A 26,235-nucleotide genomic window follows, 5' to 3' on the forward strand; every position below is an offset into this window, starting at 1 on the left:
CGGCTGGCTCGGGGCGGCCGTTCAGGTCGTGAACTGAAGCGCGGCCAGCCGCGCGTAGACGCCGCCCTGCGCGACCAGCGCCGCGTGCGTTCCCTGTTCGACGATCCCGCCGTGGTCCAGCACCACGATGCGGTCGGCCTTCTGCACGGTGGCCAGGCGGTGGGCGATCACCAGCGTGGTCCGGTTCTCCATTGCCGACTCCAGTGCTGCCTGCACCATGCGCTCGCTTTCGGCGTCGAGCGCGCTCGTGGCTTCGTCCAGCAGCAGCAGCGGCGGGTTCTTCAGGATCGCGCGCGCGATGGCGATGCGCTGTCGCTGTCCGCCCGACAGGCGCACGCCGCGCTCGCCGAGGAAGGTGTCGTAGCCCTCCGGCAGGGCCTGGAGGAAGTCGTGGGCGAAGGCGGCGCGGGCGGCGGCTTCCACTTCCTCGGCGGTCGCCTCGGGGTTGCCGTAGCGGATGTTCTCGAACGCGCTGGCCGAGAAGATCACCGCGTCCTGCGGAACGAGGCCGATGCGGGTGCGCAGCTCGGGCAGGGCGAGCGAGGCCAGCGGTGCGCCGTCGAGCAATACGCGGCCCGTTTGCGGGTCGTAGTAGCGAAGCAGCAGCTGGAATACGGTGCTCTTGCCGGCGCCGCTCGATCCCACCAGCGCAACAGTTTCGCCTGGCGCAATCTCCAGGCTGAAGTCGCGCAAGGCCGGTGTGCTGGGGCGGGAAGGGTAGTGGAAGGTGACCGCGTCGAATTTAATGGCGCTGCCCGCGACGGGAACGGGCGCAACCGCCGGGTTCGCGGGCGAAACGATGGCTGCGGGCGCGTGCAACAGCTCCATCAGCCGCTCGGTCGCGCCGGCTGCGCGCAGCAGGTCGCCGTACACCTCGCCGAGCACGGCGGTCGCGCTGGCGAGGATGGCCACGTAGACGACGGTCTGGCCCAGGTGGCCGGCGGTGATGTCGCCGCGCAGCACCGCCTGGGTTCCTTGGTACAGGCCCCAGAGCAGCGCCGCCGAGGTCGCGATGATGATGAAGGCCACGAGCACCGAGCGGGCCTTGGTACGGCGCACGGCGGTGCGGAAGGCGTTCTCGGTCGAGCCGCTGAAGCGTGCGGCCTCGCGGCCTTCGGCGGTGTAGCTCTGAACCACCGGAATCGCGTTCAGCACCTCGGCGGCGATGGCGCTGGAGTCGGCCACGCGGTCTTGGCTGGCGCGCGAGAGCTTGCGCACGCGGCGGCCGAACACCATGCTCGGCAGCACCACCAGCACGAGGATGCCCAGCACCTGCACCATTACGTAGGGGTTGGTCCAGATCAGTACCGCCAGGGCGCCCACGCCCATCACCGCGTTGCGCAGGCCCATGCTCAGCGATGAGCCGACGACCGTCTGCACCAGGGTGGTATCGGCCGTCAGGCGCGACAACACCTCGCCGGTCTGCGTGGTCTCGAAGAAGACGGGGCTCTGCTTGAGCACGTGGCTGTAGACAGCGTTGCGGATGTCGGCCGTCACGCGCTCGCCCAGCCAGCTCACCGTGTAGAAGCGCGCCGCCGAGAAGACGCCCAGCGCCACGGCCACGGCGAAGAGGGCGCCGAAGTGCTCGCGCAGCGCCATGGTCTGCGCGCCCTTGTCGGAGCTGATGAGGCCGTTGTCAATCAGACTGCGCAAGGCGATAGGAAAAGCCAGCGTGGTAACCGCCGCCAGCACCAGGAACAGGGTCGCCAGAACGATCTGCACACGGTACGGGCGAAGAAAAGGGCTCAGGCCCGAGAGCGATCGGGGCGAGCCCTTGGCCATGGAAGACGGTGGGGAGGAAGCCATTGCCCGATTCTACCGATCCCTTGCCTCTACAAAGGTAGCCTTGACAATAATTGCCGAGGCAACTAATATTTGCCCCATGAGCGATGCCAACACCCCTCAAAACCCGCCGGCTTCCACCGGCGAGGAGCGTCGTGCGCCCGTCGCCTTCTACAGCCCCGAAACCTATCGCGCCGAGGAAAGCATCGGCTACCTCATGCGCCGCATCGTCACGGCGGTCGGCCAGTCGGTCGAAACCCGCATGTGCGAGCCGGGCAGCCCCACCTATCCGCAGTGGGTTCCTCTCTACAAGCTGCACGTGGGCGCCGCAACAACCGTGGCCGAGCTGGCCCGCGCCTGCGAACTCGACACCGGCGCCATGACGCGCCTGCTCGACCGCCTCGAGGCCAAGGGCCTGTGCCGCCGCGTGCGCTCGCTCGAAGACCGCCGCGTGGTCAACATCGAGCTCACCGACGAAGGCCGCGCGTCCGCCAAGGAAGTGCCGCACGTGCTCAGCAGGGTGCAGAACGAGCACCTCGCAGGTTTCACCGTAGAGGAGTGGGAGCAGCTCAAGGGCTATCTGCGCCGCATCCTCGACAACGCCCAGGCCCTCGCGGCCCGTGGAGATAAAAATGACTGACTCCCTCGCCGTGCGCGCCATGCGCCGCACTCCCGTCGTGGCCGCCGCGCTGCTGGTGGTCGCACTCGCCGGCTGCGCCGACATGGCCGGCATCGGCTCGCAGGCGAAGCTGCGCGACGCCTCGTCGCTGGGCATCGCGCCCGACAGCGCCGCCGTCCCGGTGTCCCGGCTCGACAGCCAGTGGTGGCTCGCCTTCGGCGATTCGCAGCTCAATTCGCTTGTCGACCAGGCGGTGGCCGGCAACCCCAACCTGCAGGTCGCGCAGGCCCGCCTCGCGCGCGCGCAAGCCTCGGCCGACATCGCCGGCGCCGCGCTCAAGCCGCAGGTCAAGGCCGATCTCGACCTGAACCGCCAGAAGTTCAACAGCAACTACATCTACCCGGCGCCGCTGGGCGGCTCCACCCAGAACATCGGCCTGCTGCAGCTGGGCGCGAGCTGGGAGCTCGACTTCTTCGGCAAGAACCGCACCGCGCTCGACACCGCCATCGGCGCGGCCAACGCCGCAGCCGCCGATGCCGACGCAGCCCGCGTGCTGCTCGCGAGCAACGTGGCGCGCAGCTACTTCCAGTGGGCTCGCCTGAACGACCAGCTCACCGTCGCCCAGCGTACGCTGGCACAGCGCGACGAAACCCTGAAGCTGGTGCGCGACCGCGTGTCCGCCGGCCTCGACACCCGCCTCGAACTGCGCCAGAGCGAAGGCGGCCTGCCCGAGGCGCGCCAGCAGATCGAAGCGCTCAACGAGCAGATCGCGCTGCAGCAGCATGCGCTCGACGCGCTGGTGGGCCAGCCGAACGTCACCGCCTCGCTCAAGCCGCCGGTGCTTTCGGGCGTGAAGCCGATGGCGCTGCAGGCGAACATCCCGGCCGACCTGCTCGGCCGCCGCGCCGACATCGCCGCCGCGCGCTGGCGTGTCGAGGCGGCCACCAGCGACGTGGCCGATGCGAAGACGCTCTTCTATCCCAACGTGAACCTCACGGCCTTCGTCGGCTTCCAGAGCCTGGGCTTCGGCAAGCTGCTGAAGTCGGGCAGCGAGCAGTGGGGCGTGGGCCCGGCCATCAGCTTGCCGATCTTCGAAGGCGGCAGGCTGCGCGCCAACCTGCGCGGCAAGTCGGCCGACCTTGATGCAGCCGTCGAGAGCTACAACGCCACCGTCATCGACGCGGTGCGCGACGCGGCCGACCAAGTCACGAGCGCCCAGTCGATTGCACGCCAGCAGGCCGAGCAGCGCGCCGCGCAGACGGCGGCCGAGGGCGCCTACGACATCGCCGTGCAGCGCTACCGCGCGGGCCTCGGCAACTACCTCAACGTGCTGACCGCCGAAACCTCCGTGCTGGCCCAGCGCCGCCTGGCCGTCGATCTCGCCGCCCGCGCGCTCGACACGCAAGTTGGCCTGGCGCGCGCGCTCGGCGGCGGCTGGCAGCCACCGGCCACCGCCACGGCATCGGTTCCCTCGGCCCCGCTGAACTGACCGGCACAGCGCAGATCCAGCCCGGCCGACTTCTTCGTCTTCGGAAAGAACTTCATCATGAGCGACAACAACACTCCGACGCCCGCTGCAGCCGCAGCTCCAGCAGCCCCCGAGGCGACCGCCGGCAACGGCAAGCGCCGCCGCGCACTCACCGCGCTCGCCGCGGTGGTGATCGTCGCCGGCGGCGGCTGGGGCCTGTACGAATGGCTGGTCGCCAGCCACTACGAGGACACCGACAACGCCTACGTGCAGGGCAACGTCATCCAAATCACGCCGCAGATCGGCGGCACCGTGATGGCCATCAATGCCGACGACACCGACTTCGTGAAGGCCGGCCAGCCGCTGGTGCAGCTCGACCCGGCCGACGCCAAGGTGTCGCTCGAGCAGGCCGAGGCCGCGCTCGCGCAGGCGGTGCGCCAGGTGCGCACGCTGTATGCCAACAACGGCTCGCTGGCCGCGCAGGTCACGCTGCGCCAGGCCGACATCGTGAAGGCGCAGAGCGACATCGCCAAGGCGCAGGACGACCTGCAGCGCCGCCGCGCGCTGTCGGGCAATGGCGCCGTGTCGAAGGAAGAACTCAATCACGCCGAGACGCAGCTCGAAACGGCCAAGAGCCAGCTCGCCGCGGCGCAGGCCGGCGTGGTGGCCGCCAAGGAGGCGCTTGCCAGCAACCAGTCGCTGACCGAAGGCACCAGCGTGGCCCAGCACCCGAGCGTGCTGGCCGCCGCCGCCAAGGTGCGCGAGGCCTACCTCGCCACGCAGCGCGTGGCCATGCCCGCGCCGGTCGACGGCTACGTTGCCAAGCGCACCGTGCAGCTCGGCCAGCGCGTGGCCGCCGGCACGCCGATGATGTCGATCGTGCCGCTCAACCAGCTGTGGGTCGACGCCAACTTCAAGGAAGTGCAGCTGCGCAACATCCGCATCGACCAGCCCGTGAAGCTCACCGCCGACGTGTACGGCAAGAAGGTCGAGTACACCGGCAAGGTCGCGGGCCTGGGCGTGGGCACCGGCAGCGCGTTCGCGTTGCTGCCGGCGCAGAACGCCACCGGTAACTGGATCAAGGTGGTGCAGCGCGTGCCGGTGCGCATCGCGCTGGACCCCGAGCAGCTCAAGGCCAACCCGCTGCGCATCGGCCTGTCGATGGACGCCGAGGTCGACATCTCGCAGAAGACCGGCAAGATGCTCGCCGACGCGCCGCGCGCCACCGCGCTGGCGCAGACGGCGGTCTACAGCCAGCTCGACCGCGGTGCCGACGCCGAGGTGGAGCGCATCGTTGCCGCCAACATCGGCGGCAAGGGCGGTGCGCCGGCCGCGGCCTCGGCTCCGGCCAAGGCGTCGCCTGCTGCGAATACCTCCGTGGCCGTGCAGGGCCAGCCGGGCTGATCGCGCGAGCGTTCGTCCGGACTTTTCTTCCGTCCAGGTAAACAGCCCGCCCCATGGCCACCGCTGCTCCTGCATACGTTGCGCATCCGCCGCTCGAGGGCGCAGCCCGCGTCTGGGGCACGGTCGCGCTTTCTGCGGCAACCTTCATGAACGTGCTCGACTCGTCGATCGCGAACGTGTCGCTGCCTGCCATCTCGGGCGACCTGGGCGTGAGCACCACGCAGGGCACCTGGGTCATCACCAGCTTCGCGGTGGCCAACGCCATCGCGGTGCCGCTCACCGGCTTCATGACGCAGCGCTTCGGACAGGTGCGCCTGTTCATGGCCAGCGTGATCCTGTTCATGATCAGCTCGCTGCTGTGCGGCCTGGCGCCGAACATGACGACGCTGATCGCCTTCCGCGCGCTTCAGGGCTTCGTCGCGGGGCCGATGATCCCGCTGTCGCAGGCGCTGCTGCTGTCGAGCTATCCGCGCGCCAAGGCGGGCCTGGCGATGGCCATGTGGTCGATGACCACGCTGGTCGCGCCGGTGATGGGGCCGCTGCTGGGCGGCTGGATCACCGACAACATCTCGTGGCCGTGGATCTTCTACATCAACATCCCGGTGGGCATCGTCGCGGCGGCCATCACCTGGGCGCTGTACCACAAGCGCGAGAGCGCCACGCACAAGGTGCCCATCGACGCCGTCGGCCTCGCGCTGCTGGTGCTGTGGGTGGGCTCGCTGCAGCTCATGCTCGACAAGGGCAAGGAGCTCGACTGGTTCCACTCCGCGCAGATCGTCACGCTGGCGGTGGTGTCCGTGGTCGGCTTCGCCTTCTTCCTGGTCTGGGAGCTGACCGACAAGCACCCGGTGGTCGACCTGTCGCTCTTCAAGCGCCGCAACTTCTGGTCGGGCGCGGTGGCGACGGCAGTGGCCTACGGCCTCTTCTTCGGCAACGTGGTGCTGCTGCCGCTGTGGCTGCAGCAGTGGATGGGCTACACCGCCACGCAGGCGGGGATGATCATGGCGCCCGTGGGGCTCCTGGCCATCTTCTTCTCGCCGGTGGTGGGCCTCACCGTGGCCAAGATCGACCCGCGCCGCTACGCGACCTTCTCGTTCCTGGTGTTCGCGCTGGTGCTGTGGATGCGCTCGAACTTCAACACGCAGGCCGACTTCGTGACGATCATCATCCCGACGATCATCCAGGGCATCGCGATGGCGTTCTTCTTCATCCCGCTGGTGACGATCACGCTGTCGGGCCTCACGCCCGACCGCATCCCGGCCGCGTCGGGGCTGTCGAACTTCCTGCGGATCACCGCGGGCGCGATGGGCACCTCGATCACCACCACGCTGTGGGACAACCGCGCGACGCTGCACCACGCCCAACTGGCCGAGACGGTCAACCAGGGCAACAACGCAGCCGCCAGCGCGATGGCCGGGCTCAACGCCAATGGCTTCAGCACCGACCAGGTGATGGGGCAGATCAACCGCCTCGTCGACCAGCAGTCGTACATGCTGGCGACCAACGACATCTTCTATGCGTCGGCGGTCCTGTTCCTGCTGCTGATCCCGCTGGTGTGGCTGGCAAAGCCCCAGAAGGGCGGAGCCGGTGGAGACGCCGCCGCGGGCGCGCACTGATTGGGTTCTCCCCCAGGCTTCGCGCACTTCGTGTCGCTTCGCCAACCCCCTCGCCGGGGGCAACACCTGCGGCCCGGCGGAGCCGGTTCCGCGGTGTTCTCGAAAAGACAGAACGTTTTCAGGCGCCCAGTGCGCGCAGCACGTCGTAGCAGGCGCCCATCGTGTGGTAGTCGGTCTTGCCGGCCGGGCTCTTCTCGTCGCTGATCTTCCCGTTCGCCGGCGTGAGGATGCGATACCAGGCGCCGTGCCTGTGGTCGACGAAATGCTCCCAGCTGTAGGCCCAGATGCTGTCGTACCAGTCCCAGTAGCCGGCTTCCCCGGTCCGCAGCGCGAGCAGGGCGGCGGCGGCGAAGCTCTCGGCCTGCACCCAGAAGTACTTGCCGCCGTCGCACACCTTGCCGTCGGGGCCGAAGCCGTAGACCAGCCCGCCGTGGTCGGCGTCCCAGCCGCGTTGCATGGCGGTATCGAAGAAGTGGCGTGCGCGCGGAAGCGCCCATTCGGCCTTGTGGTCCTGGGTGGCGAGATGGCCTTCGAGCTGCAGCAGCAGCTTGGCCCACTCCGTCAGGTGGCCGGTCTGGAAGCCCCAGGGCTTGAAGATGTCGGTCTTGTTGCCGCGGTTGTAGTCCCAGTCGACCGACCAGTCCTCGCGGTAGTGCTCCCAGACGAGGCCGTCGGCCTGCGCGGCCAGCCGGCCGGTCACCGACTCGGCCACCGCCAGCGCGCGATCGATGTAGCGTGATTCCCGCGTCGCCTCGAAGGCCGCCATCAGCGCCTCGCAGGCGTGCATGTTGGCGTTCTGCCCGCGATAGCTGCCCACGCGCCAGTCCGTGGTGGCTTCGTCGGCATAGAGCTGGTGCCGCGGCTCCCAGAAATGCGCCTCCATCAGCCGCCAGGCGTTCTCCAGCCCGGCATGCGCTTCCTCGATGCCGGCCATGAGCGCGTGCGCGTGCGCGAGCAGCACGAAATCCAGCCCATAGCAGCGGTTGGTGCCGTCCTGCACCGTGGCGCGCTGTTCGTGCCAGTCGATCTGCCATGCATAGCCGCCATCCTGCTGCCTGTGGGCACGTTCGATGAAGGCCAGGCCATGCCGCGCGGCCGCGAGGTCGGCAGGCTTGCCGAAGCGCCGGTACGCCATCGCATGGTTGAACACGAAGCGCGTACTGCTCACCAGGTGGCGGGTGCGGCGGTCGTATACCGTGCCGTCGTCCTTGAAGAAGTGGAAGAAGCCGCCGCTGGGGTCGAGGTTGCGGCCCTCGTAGAAGGCCAGCGTGTGCTGGATGTGGTCGGCCAGGAAGTCAGGAGAGCGGAAGTCGGGCATGTGCGGCGATGTCGTTGGTGCGATGGGCGCGATCATGCCCAATCGAAGCGGGTGCTGCGAGGGCTCGATGCGCGGCATCTTCGCCGGTTCGCGTGCCGCCTTTGTCGTCGAGATGACAGTCGTGCGGAAGGAGCCGGCGAAGCCTCGGAATGGTTGCAGTGCAGCATAGGCATTTGCCCCAGTATGCAAGTGGGAGACGCGCACGAACAATCGGTCCGCGCTCGATGGTGGCGCATTGAGATGGACCGCATGACGCACATTCTTTCCACGCACACGGGCGACCTCGCGAGATGAGCGACGTCATCCTCGAAACACGCGAGCTCACCAAGGAATTCAAGGGGTTCACAGCGGTCAGCAAGGTCGACCTGTCGGTGGTGCGCGGCTCCATCCACGCGCTCATCGGCCCGAACGGCGCGGGCAAGACGACCTGCTTCAACCTGCTGACCAAGTTCCTCGAGCCCACCACCGGCACGATCCTCTTCAACGGCCAGGACATCACGCGCGAGCGCCCCGCGCAGATCGCGCGCCGCGGCATCATCCGCTCGTTCCAGATATCGGCCGTGTTCCCGCACCTCACGCTGCTGGAGAACGTGCGCCTCGGCCTGCAGCGCCGCCTGGGCACCTCGTATCACTTCTGGAAGAGCGAGAAGTCGCTCAAGCCGCTGGATGCCAGGGCCCGCGAGCTGCTGGCCGAAGTCGGCCTCGAGGAACTCGCCGACGAACAGACGGTGAACCTGCCCTATGGCCGCAAGCGCGCCCTGGAGATCGCCACCACGCTGGCGATGGAGCCTGAGCTCATGCTGCTCGACGAGCCCACGCAGGGCATGGGCCATGAAGACGTACACCGCGTGGCCGAGCTCATCAAGCGCGTGTCGGCCGGCCGCACCATCCTCATGGTGGAGCACAACATGAGCGTGGTCTCGACCATCGCCGACACCATCACCGTGCTGCAGCGCGGCGCGGTACTGGCCGAGGGGCCGTACGCCGTGGTCTCGAAGAACCCGCAGGTGATGGAGGCCTACATGGGCACGACAGAAGGCCAGCTGCAAGGAGCCCACTGACATGACGGCAGCATTGGAGATAAAAGGCCTGCAAGCCTGGTACGGCGAATCGCATGTGCTGCACGGCGTCGACATGGTCGTGCAGCCGGGCGAGGTCGTCACGCTGCTGGGCCGCAACGGCGCGGGCCGCACCACCACGCTGCGCGCCATCATGGGCCTGACGGGCGCGCGCAAGGGCAGCATCGAGATCAACGGCCGCGAGACCATCGGCCTGCCCACGCATCGCATCGCGCACCTCGGCGTGGGCTACTGCCCGGAGGAGCGCGGCATCTTCGCGAGCCTCTCGTGCGAGGAGAACCTGATGCTGCCGCCCGAACTGAAGGGCGCGGGCAAGGGCATGTCGGTCGAAGAGATCTACGCCATGTTCCCCAACCTCGCCGAGCGCCGCCACAGCCAGGGCACGCGCCTGTCGGGCGGCGAGCAGCAGATGCTGGCCGTGGCGCGCATCCTGCGCACCGGCGCCAGGCTGCTGCTGCTCGACGAGATTTCCGAAGGCCTCGCGCCGGTCATCGTGCAGGCGCTGGCCCGCATGATCACCACGCTGCGCGCCAAGGGCTACACCATCGTGATGGTGGAGCAGAACTTCCGTTTCGCCGCGCCGCTGGCCGACCGCTTCTACGTGATGGAGCACGGCCGCATCGTCGAGAAGTTCGGCGCGGCTGAACTCGAAGCCAAGATGCCGGTGCTCACCGAGCTGCTGGGCGTCTGAAACGCATCAAGTCCACAAGACCTGTCCTTCCATCCCACAAAGATTTCTCTAGGAGACAACAGCATGAACAAGAAACTCGGCCTCATCGCAACCGCAATCGGCATCCTCGCCATGAGCGCGGGCGCCGTGCAGGCGCAGGAGAAGGTGAAGATCGGCTTCGTCACCGACCTGTCGAGCCTGTACGCCGACCTCGAAGGCAAGGGCGGCGCCACCGCCATCCAGATGGCCATCGACGACTTCGGCGGCAAGGCGCTGGGCCAGCCCATCGAGCTGCTGGTGGCCGACCACCAGAACAAGGCCGACATCGCCGCCTCCAAGGCCCGCGAATGGGTCGACACGGCCGGTGTGACCATGATCTTCGGCGGCACCAACTCCGGCACCGCGCTGGCCACGGCAAAGGTGGCCGAAGAGAAGAAGCGCGTGTACTTCAACAACGGCGCCGGCAGCTCGGTGCTCACCAACGAGCAGTGCAGCCCCTACACCATCCACTACGCCTACGACACCGTGGCGCTGGCCAAGGGCACCGGCGCGGCGGTGGTCGACCGCGGCGGCAAGAGCTGGTTCTTCCTGACGGCCGACTACGCCTTCGGCCACGCGCTCGAAGCCGACACCACCAAGGTGGTGAAGGAAAAGGGCGGCACGGTGGTGGGCGCAGTGCGCCATCCGCTGAACGCGTCGGACTTCTCCTCGTTCCTGCTGCAGGCGCAGAACTCCAAGGCGCAGATCCTGGGCCTGGCCAACGCGGGCGGCGACACCATCAACTCGATCAAGGCCGCCAAGGAATTCGGCATCAACAAGACGATGAAGACGGCGGGCCTGCTGGTCTTTCTGAGCGACATCCACAGCCTGGGTCTGAAGAACACCGAAGGCCTGCTGCACACCACCAGCTGGTACTGGGACCTGAACGACGAGACGCGCAAGTTCGCCAACCGCTTCTTCGAGAAGACCAAGCGCATGCCCACCGACGTGCAGGCCGCCGACTACTCGGCCACCATGACCTACCTGAAGGCCGTGGCCGCCGCCAAGACCACCGACTCCGACAAGGTGATGGCGCAGCTCAAGAGCATGAAGATCGACGACTTCTACGGCAAGGGCCAGATCCGCGCCGACGGCAGCTTCATCCACGACATGTACCTGGTCGAGGTGAAGTCGCCCGCCGAATCGAAGAAGCCCTGGGACTACCTGAAGGTGCTCAAGACGCTGCCGGGCGACCAGGTCTTCACCACGAAGGCCGAAACCAAGTGCGCGCTCTGGAAGTAACTGGCTGAAGCCGCGCCAGACTTTTTCACCGAAGCCAACCAAGAGGATCACTCCATGAACCGCACGCTCATTGCTTCTGCCTGCCTCGCTGCTACCTGCCTGATGGCCGCCGGCGCGGCGCAGGCCCAGGACAAGGTCAAGATCGGCTTCATCACCGACATGTCCAGCCTCTACGCGGACGTGGAGGGCAAGAACGGGGCGCTGGCGATCCAGATGGCCATCGACGACTTCGGCGGCAAGGTCAACGGCATGCCCATCGAGCTGCTGCAGGCCGACCACCAGAACAAGGCCGACATCGCCGCCTCCAAGGCGCGCGAGTGGATCGACACGCAGGGCCTGACGATGCTGTTCGGCGGCACCAGCTCGGGCACCGGCCTGGCCATGGCCAAGGTGGCGCAGGAGAAGAAGCGCGTGTTCATCGTGAATGGCGCGGGCAGCTCGGCGCTCACCAACGAGCAGTGCAGCCCCTACACCGTGCACTACGCCTACGACACCGTCGCGCTGGCCAAGGGCACGGGCAGCGCCGTCATCGCGCGCGGCGACAAGAGCTGGTATTTCCTGACGGCCGACTACGCCTTCGGCCAGGCCCTCGAAGCCGACGCGACCAAGGTCGTGAAGGAGAAGGGCGGCACGGTGCTCGGCAGCGTGAAGCATCCGCTGAACACCTCCGACTTCTCCTCGTTCCTGCTGCAGGCGCAGAACTCCAAGGCGCAGGTGCTGGCGCTCGCGAACGCGGGCGGCGACACGCAGAACGCGATCAAGGCGGCGAAGGAATTCGGCATCTCCAAGACCATGAAGATGGTCGGCCTGCTGGTCTTCGTGACCGACGTGCACAGCCTGGGCCTGAAGAACACCGAGGGCCTGCTGCTGACCACCAGCTGGGACTGGAACCTCGACGCCAAGACGCGCGCCTTCGGCAAGCGCTTCTTCGAGAAGACCAAGCGCATGCCCACCGACATCCAGGCCGCCGACTACTCGGCCACCATGACCTACCTGAAGGCCGTGCAGGCCGCCAAGACGGTCGATGCCGACAAGGTGATGGAGACGCTCAAGTCCACCCCGATCGACGACTTCTATGCCAAGGGCAGCATCCGCGCCGACGGCCGCTTCGTGCACGACATGTACCTGGTGCAGGTGAAGTCGCCGGCCGAGTCGAAGCAGCCTTGGGACTACTACAAGGTGGTCCAGAAGCTGAAGGGCGAAGAGGTCTTCACGACCAAAGCCGAAAGCAAGTGCGCGTTATGGAAGTAACCCCCCAGGCTGCGCGCACTGCGTGTCGCTTCGCCAACCCCCCTTTGCAAGGGGGGCGGGCCGGCCGCTTCGGGCGGCCGTGCGCGGCGGCCCCCGCGAAAAAGAAGAAACGGCCAGTGGTGTCCTGAACTTTCTATGAACATTTCCCTTCCCGCCCTGTTGAGCCAGCTCCTCCTGGGGCTGGTCAACGGCTCCTTCTACGCCATCCTGAGCCTCGGGCTGGCGGTGATCTTCGGCCTGCTCAACGTCATCAACTTCGCGCACGGCGCGCTGTTCATGCTCGGCGCCGTCCTGACGTGGATGGCCATGGAGTATCTCGGCGTCAACTACTGGGTGATGCTGATCGCGGCGCCCATCGTCATCGGCATCTTCGGCGTGCTCATCGAGCGGCTGCTGCTGCGCTGGATCTACAAGCTCGACCACCTCTACGGCCTGCTGCTCACGCTGGGCCTCACGCTGCTGATCGAGGGCGTGTTCCGCTCGGTCTACGGCGTTTCGGGCCTGCCCTACGACGCACCCGACGCGCTGTCGAGCGCCACCGACCTGGGCTTCATGGTGCTGCCCAACTACCGCGCCTGGGTGGTGGTGGCGTCGCTGGTGGTGTGCTTCGCCACCTGGTACGTGATCGAGAAGACGCGCCTGGGCGCCTACCTGCGCGCCGGCACCGAGAATCCGCGGCTCGTGGAAGCTTTCGGCGTCAACGTGCCGCTGATGATCACGCTGACCTACGCCTTCGGTTGCGCGCTCGCCGCCTTCGCAGGCGTGCTGGCCGCGCCGGTCATCCAGGTGTCGCCGCTGATGGGGCAGAACCTCATCATCGTGGTGTTCGCCGTGGTCGTGATCGGCGGCATGGGCTCGATCATGGGGGCCATCCTCACGGGCCTCGGACTCGGGGTGATCGAAGGGCTCACCAAGGTTTTCTATCCGGAGGCATCCTCCACTGTCGTGTTCGTGATCATGGTCATCGTGCTGCTCATCCGTCCGGCCGGCCTGTTCGGCAAAGAGAAATAAGGCGAGCGGCATGAACACGAAAAAAATCTCCACCGTCGTCTACGCGCTGCTGCTGCTCGCACTCGTCTTGGCCCCGTTCTTCGGCGCCTATCCGGTGTTCGTGATGAAGCTGATGTGCTTCGCTCTCTTCGCGGCTGCGTTCAACCTGCTGCTGGGCTTTACCGGGCTGCTTTCCTTCGGGCATGCGGCCTTCCTTGGCGGTTCTGCCTACGTGGCGGGCCACGCGATCAAGGTCTGGGGCCTCACGCCCGAGCTGGGCCTGATCGCGGGCACGCTCACCGGCGCCTTGCTCGGCTGGGTCTTCGGCGTGCTGGCCATCCGCCGCCAGGGCATCTACTTCGCGATGATCACGCTGGCGCTCGCGCAGATGATGTTCTTCGTCGCGCTGCAGGCCAAGTTCACCGGCGGCGAGGACGGCCTGCAGGGCGTGCCGCGCGGCAAGCTCTTCGGCGTGATCGACCTGTCGAACGACCTCACGATGTACTACGTCGCGCTGGTCGTCGTCGTCGCGGCCTTCCTGCTGATCGTGCGCACCATCCATTCGCCGTTCGGCCAGGTGCTCAAGGGCATCAAGGAGAACGAGCCGCGCGCGCTGTCGCTGGGCTACGACGTGAGCCGCTTCAAGCTGCTGGCCTTCGTGATCTCGGCGGCGCTGTCGGGCCTGGCCGGCTCGCTCAAGACGCTGGTGCTCGGTTTCGCCACGCTGTCGGACGTGCACTGGACGGCATCCGGCCAGGTCATCCTGATGACGCTGGTGGGCGGCCTCGGCACGCTCTCGGGTCCGCTGGTGGGCTCGGCGGTGGTGGTGCTGCTGGAGAACAAGATCGGCGAACTCGGCAACTTCCTCGCACGCATCACCACGGTGGAGTGGTTCAACACGCTGGGCGAGTCGGTGACCATGGTCACGGGCCTGATCTTCGTGATCTGCGTGCTGGCCTTCCGCAAGGGGATCATGGGCGAGATCATCGCGTTCATCGACCGGCGACGGGCGAAGTAGGCAGGCGCGGACAAGCAGAAAGAAAAAGGGAGCCCGTCGGCTCCCTTTTCATTTGAGGCTCTGCAGGCCTGCGCCTCAGCAGTTGCCCTTCTTGGCCTGGCCGGGCGGGCAGAAATCGCCGCGGTCGCGATCGTGGCCGTGCCGGTGATCGCGCTCGTAGCGGTCGTGGCGGCGGTCTTCTTCCCACTCGCGCTCGCGGCGTGCCTCACGGCGGGCTTCGCGGCGCCAGTCGCCGTCGTTCCAGCGCCAGCCGCCGCGGTCCTCGATCCAGCGGCCCGGTGCATACACGTAGCCCGCGCGCGCCGGCTGCCAGCCGCCCGCATGCCATGCATAGGCCCGGCCGTCCCAGACCCAGCGGCCCGGCACCCAGACGAAGCCGCCGCGGGGCGGGGGCAGGGGCTCGTAGCGCGGCGGGGGTGGGGCCGTCATCACCAGCCCGGGCACGTTGATGTTGACGGAGACCTGCGCGGTGGCGGCAAGGGGGATCGTGAGAATGGAGAGCGCGCCGGCCGCGGCCAGCATTGCGATTCGGGTTTTCATGGGGGCTCCTCTGAGTCGGTTGATTATTTATGGGAAATTTTCCCAACGCATGTAGGCGGTGTTCGGTTGTCAGCCCCGGACCGAGGTGACAACAGTTACAGCTTCAGCGGCGCCGCGTAGCCGGTCATCTCGAGATAGCCGCGCCCGACGCGACGCCCCTGCGCATCGATCAGGTCGCTCACGCCCTCCCAGTACACGCCGCCGGTGGAGCCGCGGCTGTCCAGTTCCTGGTCGTCGAGCAGGGCGCGCACCTCGAAGCTGCCGGCGGGCGTCTGTACGCGCCAGCGGGTCGGGTACTTCGCCTGCGTGCGCGGGCTGTTCCAGGTCTCGAGGGCTCCGAAGCGCACTTCCTCGTTCCTGAAGATGCGCGCCGCGTCATCGCGCGGCCGGAACGAGCCGCCGGCCCACAGCGCGCTGCCGTCGCTGCGCCGAAGGTGAAAGGCGGTGAGGGCGCTGCCGTCGTCGAGGTTCATGCCGATCCAGTCCCAGCCCACGGCCTCGGGGTGCATCAGCGCCTCGCTCCATTCGTGGTCGAGCCAGGCGGTGCCGGCGATGTCCAGGGCCTGTCCCTTGAGCGTGAGCCTGCCCTGCGCCTTGAGCTGCGGCTCGCTGTAGTAGTAGCTGGCCTGCGATTCTTCCGGCCCCTTGCGCGAGAGCCCGGCATTGCCCTGCAGCAGCACCGGCTGCGTGGGCGTGAAGCGCAGATCGAGTGCGAACTCGCCCGCCGGAATGCGTGCGACATAGATGCCGTTCTGGCGCGCCAGAGACCAGTCGCGGATGCGCACGTCGGTGTCGGCCACCGAGGCCTCCGCCACGCCGAAGCCCGCGCGCGCGATGCGCTGGTCGTGCAGCAGCACGCGGCCTTGGAGGTCGGTGACGGCCGCGTGTGCAAACACCAGATGCTTCGCCGCGAAGGCCGATCGCATGCCCTGCGTGGCCTCGACGCGCGAACGGAAGAAGGTGAGCTGGTAGCCGAATTCGCGCCCGGCCGACGTCTTCGCATGGCCGGTGATGTACCACCACTCGGTGCGCAGGTCGGGATGGCTGCCGAAATCGCGCGGGAACTCCAGGCGGCGTTCGGGCAATGCCCACGCGGCCAGCGGGCCCGACGCGAGCGCGGCGAGCAGCAGGCTTCGGCGCGAAAGGGAGAAGGAGAAAGGTGCTTGCTGCATGGGTTCCAGTTCAAGAGTCGGGCCTTGCACGAATACGGTCATCGGCCTACCAGTCTTCCTTCACAGCCAGCACCACATCCTTGCCTGCTGCGGCGCGGCCGGCCAGCCAGGCAGTGATGGTCCCTGCCGCCACCACCGCGCCGCACAGCACCAGCAGGCGCGCCCATGGCACCAGCAAGTCCATGCTCCAGTGGAAGCTCTGCGGATTCACCACCTTCACGAGCACCACCGACACGGCCAGGCCGAGGCCCAGCCCCGCCACGGCGCCGATCGCGGTCCATGCCGCGCCTTCGCCCGCCACCACCGCCAGCACCTGCCGCCGCGTGAAGCCCAGGTGCGCGAGCAGCCCGAACTCCTTGCGCCGCGCGAGCACCTGCGCGCTGAAGCTGGCCGCGATGCCGAACAGGCCGATGGCGATGGCCACCGCCTGCAGCCAGTAGGTGACGGCGAAGCTGCGGTCGAAGATGCGTAGCGAGGTCGTGCGGATCTGGCCCACCGAGGCGATCTCCACCGATCCGGCCGAGCCGTCGTCCTGGCGCGCGGCGAGTTCGTGCACAGAGGCCTGGACGGCACCCTCCGATGCGCCGGGCGCGAGCCACAGCGCGACGTCGCTCACGTTGCGCTCGCCGGTGATGCGCTCGTAGTCGCGTGCGTCCATGGTGATGGCGCCGAACTGCCGCGCGTAGTCGCGCCACACGCCGGCCACGAAGAACGACGCCCGGGCGTTGCCCATCGCGCCCGACAGCGGCGCGAACGTCGTGCCCGGCTTCGCGCCGTAGAGCTCCACCATCGGCTCGCTCACGTAGATGCCGATTTGTCCATCCGGCACGGCAAGCGCGCTGCCCACGAGCGGCAGCGACTGCGCGGCGCCGCCTTCGAGGCTGCGCGCGATCAGCGTCACTGCGGGCCGCGTCGCATCCAGCTGCAGCGACTGCGTGCGCAGCGTGCCGGTGCGCGCCACGCCGGGCAACTGCGCCAGCGACTGCACGAAGGCAGGGGAGAAGGTCGCGGTGTCGGTGCTGCTGGCGCCGCCGCTGTTGCCGCCGCGGCCGCCCGAGGTGGCGCGCACGTACAGGTCGGCAGGCAGCACCACGTCGAGCCATTGCGTCACCGAATCGCGAAAGCTCGCGACCATCACCGTGAGCGCGACGGCAAGGCTCAGGCTCGCGACCACGCCGCTGACGGCCACGGCCGCCGTGCCGCGCATGCGCCGCGCGCGCTCCACCGCCAGCATCGGCAGCACGCGCCGCGCGAACAGCGGCGCGACGCGGTCGTACACCAGCGCGATCAGCCAGGGCAGGGCGGTGATGCCGCCCACCAGCAGGCAAGCCACCGAGAGATAGGCCGCCACCGGAATGCCGCCGATGGCGGGCAGCCTGGCCAGCACCGCGCCCAGGGCGATCAGTCCCAGCGCGAGCCAGTGGCCATTGCCCTGCGTGGGCGCCGCGCCAAGGCCCTTGAGCGTCTGCGCCTCGGGCAGCGCCTGCGCCGCGCGGGCGGGCCACCAGCCGCCGACCAGCGCGGCCACCACGCCGAGCCCGCCATAGAGCAGGGCAGCGCCGGCGCTCCAGTGCAGCGTGGGCGCCACGCCCTCGAAATACCCGCCGCCCAGGTCACCGCCCAGCACGCGCAGTGCGAAGGCCGCCAGCGCCGTGCCCAGCGCGAGGCCGGCCACGCTGCCGATCAGGCCCAGCACCAGCGACTCGGCCAGCACCAGCCGCAGCCGTTCGCGCGGCGTGAGGCCGAGCACGCCGAGCAGCGCGAACTGCTGCGCCCGCTTGGCCACGCTGAGGGCCAGCACCGAGAACACCAGGAATGCGCCGGTGAACAGGGCTACCAGCGCCAGCACCGTGAGGTTCACGCGGTAGGCGCGCGAGAGGTTGCTCACGCGCTGCGCCGCATCGCCGGGCTCGGCGAACTGCACGCCCGTGGGCCAGTCGGGCGACTTCTGCAGCGAGGCCATGAAGGCGGCCCGGTCGGTGCCGGGCGCGAGCCGCAGGTCGATGCGGCTCAACTGGCCGATGCGGCCGAAGAGTTCCTGCGCCGCCGCGATGTCCATCACCGCCAGGGCCTTGCCGCCCGCAGCCACGTGGCCATCCACCGTGAGCGAGTGCCAGGCGTCGCCGCTGCGCAGTTGCACTGTCTCCGTGGCGCCTTCGCCGGGTGCCTGCGCAGGCAGTCCCAGCGCGTCGCGTGCCGCGAGGTTGAGGAACACGCGGCCGGGCGCGAAGAGCGCGAAGCGGTCGGCGCCCGCGGCCACCTGCGGCATCAGCGCGGGGGCGATGGTCGGCAGCACCAGTGCGTCGATGCCGATCACGCGGATCGGCACCTGCCGCTCGCCGGCCAGCGCCAGTCCCTGGAACTCGAACACCGGGCTCGCGAGCGCCACCTGCGGATGCCGGGCCAGCCGCGCGAACACCGCTTCGTCGAAGCCGCCCTGCACGGCGCGCACTTCCAGATCGGGCTCGCCGTTGACCGAGCGCACCGCGCTGGAGAATTCGTCGAGCGCCGAGGCGTTGATCAGCTGCACGGAGAAGGCCAGCGCAACGCCGAGCATCACGGCCAGCACGGCCGCCGCGTTGCGCCAGGGATGGTGGCGGAGTTCCTGCCAGGAGAAGGTGCCGAGCAATGCGCGCATCGGGCCATTGTCGTCGCGGCGCGCGGGGGCATGGCACGATGGCGCTCTTCGAACGCTGAGGAATCCGACGATGCGGCTCATGCCCCATGCCTTGCCGTACCGCTCCTGGCTCGCGGGCTGGCTTCTCGTCCCCTTGCTGGCCGGCAATGCCGTCGCGCAGCTGCAGCCGCCGCAACAGCAGCAACAGCCCCTGACGCTGGCGAGCGACCCGGGCGTCCTGGCCAGGGCCGCGCTCGGCGCGGAACGCGGCACGCTGGTGGTGGGCACGCTGCGCAACGGGCAGGCCGCCTACGGCGCGGCCTACAACCCCGAGCCGCCTTCGGCCCCGCGCGCCATCGCATCGGGGAGCGCGGAGCAGCCGATGTTCGAGATCGGCTCCGTCACCAAGGTGTTCACCGGCCTGCTGCTCGCGCAGGCGGTGCAGCGCGGCGACCTGAAGCTGGACGACACGGTGGGCAAGCTGCTCGCCGGCAAGGTCGACGGCCTTTCGCCCGCGGTGGCCTCGGTCACGCTGCGCCAGCTCGTCACGCACACCGGCTGCATGCCGGTGATGGCCGATGGCGTGACCGGCGGCGCGCCGCTCGTCGAGCAGTTCCACTCCTTCGACAAGCCCATGTTCTGGGCCGCGCTCGCGCGCATCAGGCTCACGGCCGCGGCGCCGCCCTGCGAAGGCGCGTACAGCAACTTCGGCATGGCGCTGCTCGGGCAGCTGCTCGCCGAGCACTACGACACCTCGTGGGGCGAGCTGGTGCGCGCGCGCATCACCGAGCCGCTGGGCATGAATGACACCGTCATCACGCTGGGCGACAAGGCCTCGCGCATGGCCCCGGCCTTCGCGGGCGACCGCCGCCAGCCGCTGTTCGACATGCAGGCCTACGCGCCGGCCAGCGCGCTGCGTTCCACGGCGGCCGACATGATGACCTTCAGCCGCGCCATCCTCGCGGGCGCCAGCGGGCCGCTGGGCCCGGCCGCCGCGCGCGTGCTCACGCCGCTGGCGCGCTACGAGGGCGCAGAGATCGGCTATGCGGTGATGGTGCGCGGGCCCGAAGGCGGCCGTCGCACCTACTACCACGCAGGCGTCACCCAGGGCTACCGCACGCTATGGCTGCTCGCGCCCGACACCGGCGAGGCGCTGGTCGTGCTCAGCAGCAATGCGCACGCGCCGATGCAGACGGTGATGCTGGCCATCGGCAAGAGCCGCTATCCGGTGCCGACCGCGGAAGTGCCCATCGATCCGAAGCGGCTCGACGAATACAGGGGCGAATACCGCGTGACGCGCACCCAGTCGCTGAACTTCACCGTGCGCAGCGGCCGGCTGCTGGTGCGCGAGACAGGGCGCGGCTACAACGCGCTCACGCCCACGGGCACCGATCGCTTTGCCGTGACCGCCATCGGCGCGCAGGTCATGTTCAGGCGCGATGCGGCGAACGCGGTGATCGGGGTGTCGCTGGCGCAGGGGGGCAGCCAGCTCGATGCGCGCCGGGTGAGCGACGCGGCCGCCGTACAGCAGGAGTAGCTGAACTCAGGGCGTCGTCCCCCGCGCACGTTCGACGCGAAGCAATCCGCTGAAGTCGCGCAGCCTCAGAGCCGGTCCGACATCGCGTGCAGGTACGCACGCACGGCCGCGTTGGAGCTCAGCCCGATGGCGCGATCGAATGCCTGGCGCGCCGCGGAGCGTGCGCCACCGGTTGCGAGCAGGTGGGCGCGCGCCGCCCAGTACGGCTGATAGTTCGCCACGTCCTGCGCGGGAATTGCTTCGAGCGCACGTAGGCCGACCTCGGGACCGCGCGCGTTCGCGAGCGCGCAGGCGAGACTGACCTGTGCGCCGATGCTGCTGCGCAGTGCCAGCAGTCCTTCGTAGAGTGACACCAGCGCTTCGGGCGGCACCGGCGCGCCGACGCGGCGTTCGCAGTGGGCCGACTGGATCGCAGCTTCTAGCTGGTAGGCGCCGAGCGACTTCATTTCGGACGCGCGGCGCAGGCAGAGCTCGGCCTCGGCGAGCAGGTCGGGGTTCCAGCGCAACGGGTCCTGCTGATCGAGCGGCACGTAGGCGCCGGTGTCGCTGCGGCGCGCGGGCATGCGGGCCTCGCAGAAGAGCATCAGCGCCAGCAGGCCCAGCGGCTCGGGCTCGGCGGGCATCAGGCTGCAGAGGATGCGGCACAGGTCGATGGCTTCGGTGGTGAGGCCGCGCGGCAGGGCGTCGGCACCGTCGATGTCGTCCCAGCCGGTGCCGTAGGCGGCATAGATGCCGTCGAGCACATCCTGCAGCCGCTGCGGCAGGTCGCGCGCCTGCGGGTATTCGAAGGGAATGCCGGCCGCGCGGATGCGGGCCTTGGCGCGCACCAGCCGCTGGCCGAGGGTGGAAGGCGCGGTGAGGAAGGCGCCGGCCATGCGCGCCGCGTCGAGGCCGAGCACGGTCTGCAGCATGAGCGGCGCGCGCGCCGCCGCGTCGATGGCCGGATGCGCGCACACGAACAGCAGGCGCAGCCGCTCGTCGGGAATGGCGCTGCTGCCATCGGCGGCGTCGTCGACTTCGCCGGCGAGCAGCAGCAAGGTCTGGGTGGCCTGGTCCTGCACGCGGGTGTGGCGCCAGGCGTCGAGCTTGCGGTGCCGCGCCACGCTCAGCAGCCAGGCATCGGGCTGGTCGGGAATGCCGTCGGAGGGCCAGCGCTCGAGCGCCCGTGAGAAGGCGTCTGCGAGGGCGTCTTCCGATGCGGCGATGTCATGGGTGCGCGCCGAGAGAATGGCCAGCAGCCGGCCATACGATTCGCGCGCCGCCCGTTCGGCGGCCCTGTGAACCGCCGGATCGCTCATGCAGCAGCAGCCAGTGCCGTGGCCACGAAGACGGGCCGCACCTCCACCCCGCCACTGGTCGCGCAGGGCGCACGCGCGGCCCATTCGAGTGCGGCGTCGAGGTCGGGCACGTCGATCACGAAGTAGCCGCCGAGCTGCTCCTTGGTGTCGGCGAAAGGGCCGTCCTGCACCTGGCGCCGGTCGCCGCGCACGCGCAGCGTGGTGCCGGTCATGGGCGGAAAGAGGCCGTGGCCGCCGAGCGAGATGCCCGACTGGCGCACCGCGTCGGCATACGCGACCCAGCTGGCCCGGTAGGCCTGCGCGGATGCGTCTTCGCGTTGCTCGAATTCGGACGCGGGCTGATAGAACATCAACATGTACTGCATGGTGTCTCTCCGTCAAAGGAAAAGCTTGCTGAGCAGGATCGCTCACCACAATGACGGCCAGCCGGCGAGCATTTCGACACGGGCTTCGTGCCGAGCAGAACATTTTTTACGCGAAAGCCTCCCGCTGCAACGGTGCCTGCACCGAAGCGGAAAGTTCTCGGCCAGCCTTCAGGCGGCCTCTGCCCGTGCCGAGGGGGCGAACAGGGTTTCCATCTCGTTGCGCAGCCTGTAGGCGGCAGTGGTGGTGTCGATGGTCACGTCGGCCCAGCTCAGGCTCTGGCCCTTCTTCACCGGGCGCACCAGCCTGACGTTGTGCGCCAGCCCCAGTGGCAGGCCGCCCAGGCGCAGCGAGCGCTCGGCCGGCAGCAGCTTGCCCCAGACGGTGTAGCCGCCTTCGCCGTCGAGCATCTCGCCGGCGGCCAGGTCGCGCTTGGCTGTGGCGACCACGTCGGCGTTCCAGCAGGTGGCCACGCCGGTGGGCTCGCCGCGCAGCGCCACGCTGGCCACCGACATGCCGACTTCGAGCCCGATCAGGTGCCAGCGCTTATAGAGCGTGAAGTAGCGCCCGCTCGGGTCGGTGTGGGCGTTGTACTCCTCGAAGCAGTTCTTGATGTAGTCGGTCTCGGCCTCGACCGTGACCCACACGCCCATGCGGATGTCGTACGGGATCTTCCGACCGTCGGGTTCGAGCGAGGAAATCACCTCGACCATGCCCTTGCGCTCCAGCACGCCGCCTTCGCTCTTCGGCCGCGTGACGAAGGGAATGTCCTCCACGCTCGCGGGCGGGTAGAGCAGGCCGTCCGAGGGCACCGTGAGCCCGGTGGCGTTGGCCACCGCCGAGCTTTCGATCGAAGGCTTGGAGCCGTCGAGGAAGCTGTTGAACATCTTCGGGTTGAGCCCGCCGCGCCTGGCCTGCTCGGGCGTGAGGCCGTAGTTGCCCGCACACCGTCTCCGGCGTGGATTCGGTGAAGTGCGGCAGCCACTTGTGGCCGCGCCCGGCCGCCACCACCGGGAAGCCGCAGGTGCGCGCCCAGTCGACCAGGTCGCAGATCAGCGCGGGCTGGTCGCCGAAGGCCAGCGAATAGACCACGCCGGCCTGCAGGGCCTTGCGCGCGAGCAGCGGGCCGCAGAAGGCGTCTGCCTCCACGGTCACGTTCACCAAGTGCTTGCCGTGCGCGAAGGCGTCGAGACAGTGGTCCACCGCCGCGATGGGGTTGCCGGTGCACTCGACCACGATGTCGATGGAGGGCTCGCGCGTCACGGCCTGCCACTCGTCGGTGATCCAGGTGGTGCCCTGCTTCAGCGCCTCCTGCACCGAGGCGGCGGCGGCGCGGCCGGGCTCCCAGCCCACGCGCTCGAGGTTGACGCGGGCCGCGTCCGGCGACAAGTCGGCGATCGCCACCAATTGCACGCCGGGCGTGCGGGGAATCTGCGCGAGGTACATCGAGCCGAACTTGCCGGCGCCGATCAGGCCGATGCGGATGGGGCGGCCTTCGGCGGCGCGCTGCTGCAGGCGGGCGTGGAGGCTCATGTCGTTCAGGCCTCCACCGTGTCGAGCACGTCGGGCGAGGTGCGCAGGGCGCTTTGGGGCAGGCCGTTCTTCCACGGCACATCCACCGGGTAGGGATTCAGCAGGCAGTCGTCGGGCAGCAGCTCGATGGGCGTGAAGTCGCGGTGCGCGATGTACTCGGGCCGTTTGTGGCGGCGGATGTGGTTGCTGACGGCGCACAGGCTCAGGTACACCGCCACGCGGTTGAAGGGCGAGAGGTTGCTGCCAGAGGCATGCACCAGGCAGCTGTGGAACAGGATCATCGAGCCCGCCGGGCCCTTGGGCGAGACGATGCCGCCCTGCCTGCCGCCGGCGCGCTCCACCAGCTGGCGGATCAGGTCGTTGTCGACGGTCCACAGCGGGTAGCTGGTGGTGGTGAGGTCGTGCTTCGCGTCGACCACGCCCTTGCGGTGGCTGCCCGGGATGAACATCAGCGGGCCGTTGTGCTCGTTCACGTCGTCGAGAAAGATCGCGACGTTCATCGCGCGCTCGGTGGGCATCAGGTCGTCGTTGAGCCAGGTGCCGTAGTCCTGGTGCCACTGCCACACATCGCCTTCGAAGGCCATCTTCCCGTTGATCTTGAACTGGTGCATGTAGACCTCCTCGCCGAAGAGATCGACCACCGGCTCGACCATGCGCGGGTGGCGCGCGAGCCGTGCGAAGGGCTCGCTCACGAGGTGCGCGGCGAAGTTCGTGCGCACGGCATCGGAGCCTTTCTCGCGCACGTTGAAGGCCTCGCGCTTCGCGTAGAGATCGGGCACCGCGTCGGTCAGCACCTTGGTTTCTTCGGCCGAGAAGTGGCCGGGGAAGAACAGATAGCCGTCGCGCTCAAACTGCGCGCGCTGCTCGGGGGTGAGCTTCATGCCTTGTCTCCTTTTTGCCTGGGGGTGATGGCGGTGTCGGCGGATGCGGCACGTGCCAGCAGCCGCTCGCTCGAATGCCTCGCTGGCCCGCGAGACGTGTTCCTCGCTCAGGCGCGCGGCGCGGTCGGCGTTGCCTGCCGCGATGGCTTCGGCGATGGCCTCGTGCTCGTCCCACAGCGTCTCGCGCTGCGGCTCGGCCTGCAGCACCGCGCCCATCGCGCGGCGCAGGTGGCGCCAGTGCGGATCGGCGCTCTGTGCGATCAGCGGATTGCCCGACGCTTCGTAGATGGCCTGGTGGAAGGCCACGTCGGCATCGATCATGGCTTCCACGTTGCGCCCGCGCGCGGCGCGCCGGCCGCGCTCGATGAGCTTGGGGTCGATGCGAAAGCGCTGTCGCGCCGCCAGCCGTGCGGCCAGGGCATCGAGCGCACCGCGCACCTGGTAGACCTTCCGCATCGCCTCCGCTTCCAATGGAGCCACCAGCACGCCGCGGCCGGGCGCGTCGAGCACGAAGCCGTCCTTCTTCAGCAGGCGCAGCGCCTGTAGCACCGGCTGGCGCGACACCGAGAGGCGCTGCGCGATGTCTTCCTGCGTGATGCGCTCGCCGGGTGCGAGCGTGCCGCTGCTGATGGCGCCGAGCAGGGCGCGGTAGACCTGGTCGACGAGGTCGGGCGCGACCTCGATGCTGACGAGCTGGGCGGGCATGGTTGTCTCCTTGCGCCGGGTTTTTTGAACTCTGTATACAGAGTACGAAGTTCGGGGCTGCCGCGGGTAGCGGGTTTTTACCCATCGGGGCTGCAAAAGACCGGAAGCCGCCGCTAAGCTCGACCCCATGCAACTACCTACCTACGACGACGTCATCGCCGCGGCCGCGCGGCTCGAAGGCCACGCCCACCGCACGCCGGTGCTGCGCTCCACCACCGCCAACGAGCGCTGGGGTGCCGAGTTCTTCTTCAAGTGCGAGAACTTCCAGCGCATGGGCGCCTTCAAGTTCCGTGGCGCCTTCAACGCGCTTTCGAAGTTCGATGCCACTCAGCGCAAGGGCGGCGTGATCGCCTTCTCGTCGGGCAACCATGCGCAGGCCATCGCGCTGTCGGCGCGCCTGCTGCAGATGCCCGCCGTCATCGTGATGCCCAAGGACGCGCCGGCCGCCAAGGTCGCGGCCACCAAGGGCTACGGCGCCGAGGTCGTGATGTACGACCGCTTCACCGAGGACCGCGAGGCTCTGACCAGGAAGCTCGCGCAGGAGCGCGGCATGACGATGATCCCGCCCTACGACCACCCCGACGTGCTCACCGGCCAGGGCACCGCGGTGAAGGAGCTGATCGAGGAAACCGGCCCGCTCGACCATCTGTTCGTGTGCCTGGGGGGCGGCGGGCTGCTCTCGGGCTCGGCGCTGTCGGCGCGCGCGCTGTCGCCGCAGTGCAAGGTCTACGGCGTGGAGCCCGAGGCCGGCAACGACGGCCAGCAGTCGTTCCGCGCGGGGAAGATCGTGCACATCGAAACCCCGAAGACCATCGCCGACGGCGCGCAGACGCAGCACCTGGGCGAATACACCTTTGGCATCATCCGCCGCGACGTGGACGACATCTTCACCGTCACAGACGAGCAGCTCGTCGAAGCGATGCGCTTCTTCGCCGAGCGCATGAAGATGGTGGTGGAGCCCACCGGCTGCCTCGCCTTCGCGGGTGCGATCGCGGCGGGCAAGGCCATCGCAGGCCAGCGCGTGGGCGTGCTGATCAGCGGCGGCAACGTCGACCTGTCGCGCTTCGCGGCGCTGATCGCGCCGCAGTAGTCA

General features: G+C 68.7%; 20 protein-coding genes and 2 pseudogenes. 12 read left to right on the forward strand and 10 right to left on the reverse strand.

The features are described 5' to 3' along the window. Positions 1-21 precede the first annotated feature (21 nt). Positions 22-1,806 carry an ABC transporter transmembrane domain-containing protein gene (locus ACHMXA_RS14600; RefSeq protein ID WP_395321125.1) on the reverse strand — a complete coding sequence of 595 codons (1,785 nt, stop codon included), beginning with the start codon at positions 1,804-1,806 and terminating at the stop codon, positions 22-24. Between the two features lie 76 nt (positions 1,807-1,882). On the opposite strand from ACHMXA_RS14600, the gene ACHMXA_RS14605 reads away from it, so the two are divergent. The 4 genes from ACHMXA_RS14605 to ACHMXA_RS14620 are packed head-to-tail and all read left to right on the forward strand — an operon-like array spanning position 1,883 to position 6,889. After that, positions 1,883-2,422, forward strand: coding sequence for a MarR family winged helix-turn-helix transcriptional regulator (locus tag ACHMXA_RS14605; protein WP_176667379.1), 540 nt, complete (start codon positions 1,883-1,885; stop codon positions 2,420-2,422). Further along, a complete protein-coding gene (locus ACHMXA_RS14610; RefSeq protein ID WP_395321127.1) occupies positions 2,415-3,890 on the forward strand; it encodes an efflux transporter outer membrane subunit in 1,476 nt (491 codons plus the stop codon). The genes ACHMXA_RS14605 and ACHMXA_RS14610 overlap by 8 nt, the downstream gene beginning before the upstream one ends. 57 nt (positions 3,891-3,947) lie before the next feature. Then, positions 3,948-5,273, forward strand: coding sequence for an efflux RND transporter periplasmic adaptor subunit (locus tag ACHMXA_RS14615; protein WP_176667381.1), 1,326 nt, complete (start codon positions 3,948-3,950; stop codon positions 5,271-5,273). A gap of 53 nt (positions 5,274-5,326) precedes the next feature. Further along, on the forward strand, positions 5,327-6,889 hold the full coding sequence (locus ACHMXA_RS14620) for a DHA2 family efflux MFS transporter permease subunit (RefSeq protein ID WP_176667382.1): 1,563 nt from the start codon (positions 5,327-5,329) through the stop codon (positions 6,887-6,889). Positions 6,890-7,007: 118 nt separating this feature from the next. Here the strand turns inward: ACHMXA_RS14620 and ACHMXA_RS14625 are convergent, their stop codons facing one another. Then, complete coding sequence (locus ACHMXA_RS14625) at positions 7,008-8,207, reverse strand: AGE family epimerase/isomerase (RefSeq protein WP_176667383.1); 1,200 nt, start codon at positions 8,205-8,207, stop codon at positions 7,008-7,010. 290 nt (positions 8,208-8,497) lie between these two features. On the opposite strand from ACHMXA_RS14625, the gene ACHMXA_RS14630 reads away from it, so the two are divergent. From ACHMXA_RS14630 to ACHMXA_RS14655, 6 genes are all read left to right on the forward strand, one after another. After that, a complete protein-coding gene (locus ACHMXA_RS14630) occupies positions 8,498-9,268 on the forward strand; it encodes an ABC transporter ATP-binding protein (RefSeq protein ID WP_176667384.1) in 771 nt (256 codons plus the stop codon). A 1-nt stretch (position 9,269) separates the two neighbouring features. Continuing rightward, positions 9,270-9,977 carry an ABC transporter ATP-binding protein gene (locus tag ACHMXA_RS14635; RefSeq protein ID WP_019653369.1) on the forward strand — a complete coding sequence of 236 codons (708 nt, stop codon included), beginning with the start codon at positions 9,270-9,272 and terminating at the stop codon, positions 9,975-9,977. Positions 9,978-10,040: 63 nt separating this feature from the next. After that, positions 10,041-11,237, forward strand: coding sequence for an ABC transporter substrate-binding protein (locus ACHMXA_RS14640; RefSeq protein ID WP_176667385.1), 1,197 nt, complete (start codon positions 10,041-10,043; stop codon positions 11,235-11,237). A 54-nt stretch (positions 11,238-11,291) separates the two neighbouring features. Beyond that, positions 11,292-12,488, forward strand: a complete 1,197-nt coding sequence (locus tag ACHMXA_RS14645; RefSeq protein ID WP_395321130.1) for an ABC transporter substrate-binding protein — start codon at positions 11,292-11,294, stop codon at positions 12,486-12,488. A 135-nt stretch (positions 12,489-12,623) separates the two neighbouring features. Continuing rightward, positions 12,624-13,499, forward strand: coding sequence for a branched-chain amino acid ABC transporter permease (locus tag ACHMXA_RS14650; protein WP_176667387.1), 876 nt, complete (start codon positions 12,624-12,626; stop codon positions 13,497-13,499). Between the two features lie 10 nt (positions 13,500-13,509). Further along, positions 13,510-14,496, forward strand: a complete 987-nt coding sequence (locus ACHMXA_RS14655; protein ID WP_176667388.1) for a branched-chain amino acid ABC transporter permease — start codon at positions 13,510-13,512, stop codon at positions 14,494-14,496. Positions 14,497-14,571: 75 nt separating this feature from the next. On the opposite strand, the gene ACHMXA_RS14660 is transcribed toward ACHMXA_RS14655, so the two are convergent. The 3 genes from ACHMXA_RS14660 to ACHMXA_RS14670 form a co-directional block, all read right to left on the reverse strand. Continuing rightward, entirely contained in the window at positions 14,572-15,036 is a 465-nt protein-coding gene (locus ACHMXA_RS14660; RefSeq protein WP_176667389.1) for a YXWGXW repeat-containing protein, read from the reverse strand. A gap of 95 nt (positions 15,037-15,131) precedes the next feature. Further along, a complete protein-coding gene (locus ACHMXA_RS14665; RefSeq protein WP_176667390.1) occupies positions 15,132-16,208 on the reverse strand; it encodes a lipocalin-like domain-containing protein in 1,077 nt (358 codons plus the stop codon). Between the two features lie 46 nt (positions 16,209-16,254). Then, complete coding sequence (locus tag ACHMXA_RS14670; protein WP_176667391.1) at positions 16,255-18,846, reverse strand: FtsX-like permease family protein; 2,592 nt, start codon at positions 18,844-18,846, stop codon at positions 16,255-16,257. A 70-nt stretch (positions 18,847-18,916) separates the two neighbouring features. On the opposite strand from ACHMXA_RS14670, the gene ACHMXA_RS14675 reads away from it, so the two are divergent. Further along, positions 18,917-20,362: a serine hydrolase gene (locus ACHMXA_RS14675; RefSeq protein WP_176667392.1), complete on the forward strand. Its 1,446-nt coding sequence runs from the start codon at positions 18,917-18,919 to the stop codon at positions 20,360-20,362. Between the two features lie 65 nt (positions 20,363-20,427). Here ACHMXA_RS14675 and ACHMXA_RS14680 read toward each other — a convergent pair whose 3' ends face one another. The 5 genes and pseudogenes from ACHMXA_RS14680 to ACHMXA_RS14700 form a co-directional block, all read right to left on the reverse strand. Next, entirely contained in the window at positions 20,428-21,660 is a 1,233-nt protein-coding gene (locus ACHMXA_RS14680) for an RNA polymerase sigma factor (protein WP_176667393.1), read from the reverse strand. Further along, positions 21,657-22,025, reverse strand: coding sequence for a YciI family protein (locus ACHMXA_RS14685; protein WP_176667394.1), 369 nt, complete (start codon positions 22,023-22,025; stop codon positions 21,657-21,659). Before ACHMXA_RS14685 ends, ACHMXA_RS14680 begins: the two co-directional genes overlap by 4 nt. Positions 22,026-22,193: 168 nt before the next feature. Beyond that, a pseudogene (locus tag ACHMXA_RS14690) lies at positions 22,194-23,556 on the reverse strand (NAD(P)H-dependent oxidoreductase). Between the two features lie 5 nt (positions 23,557-23,561). Continuing rightward, the gene (locus tag ACHMXA_RS14695; RefSeq protein WP_176667396.1) at positions 23,562-24,437 is read right to left on the reverse strand and encodes a phytanoyl-CoA dioxygenase family protein; all 876 of its coding nucleotides are present in this window, start codon (positions 24,435-24,437) and stop codon (positions 23,562-23,564) included. Further along, positions 24,434-25,142: pseudogene (locus tag ACHMXA_RS14700) on the reverse strand (GntR family transcriptional regulator). Before ACHMXA_RS14700 ends, ACHMXA_RS14695 begins: the two are co-directional and overlap by 4 nt. Positions 25,143-25,269: 127 nt before the next feature. Here ACHMXA_RS14700 and ACHMXA_RS14705 point away from each other — a divergent pair. Beyond that, a complete protein-coding gene (locus ACHMXA_RS14705) occupies positions 25,270-26,232 on the forward strand; it encodes a threo-3-hydroxy-L-aspartate ammonia-lyase (RefSeq protein ID WP_395321133.1) in 963 nt (320 codons plus the stop codon). The last annotated feature ends 3 nt before the right edge of the window (positions 26,233-26,235 follow it).

It is taken from the genome of Variovorax sp. UC74_104 (assembly GCF_044055375.1).
Classification (GTDB): domain Bacteria; phylum Pseudomonadota; class Gammaproteobacteria; order Burkholderiales; family Burkholderiaceae_C; genus Variovorax.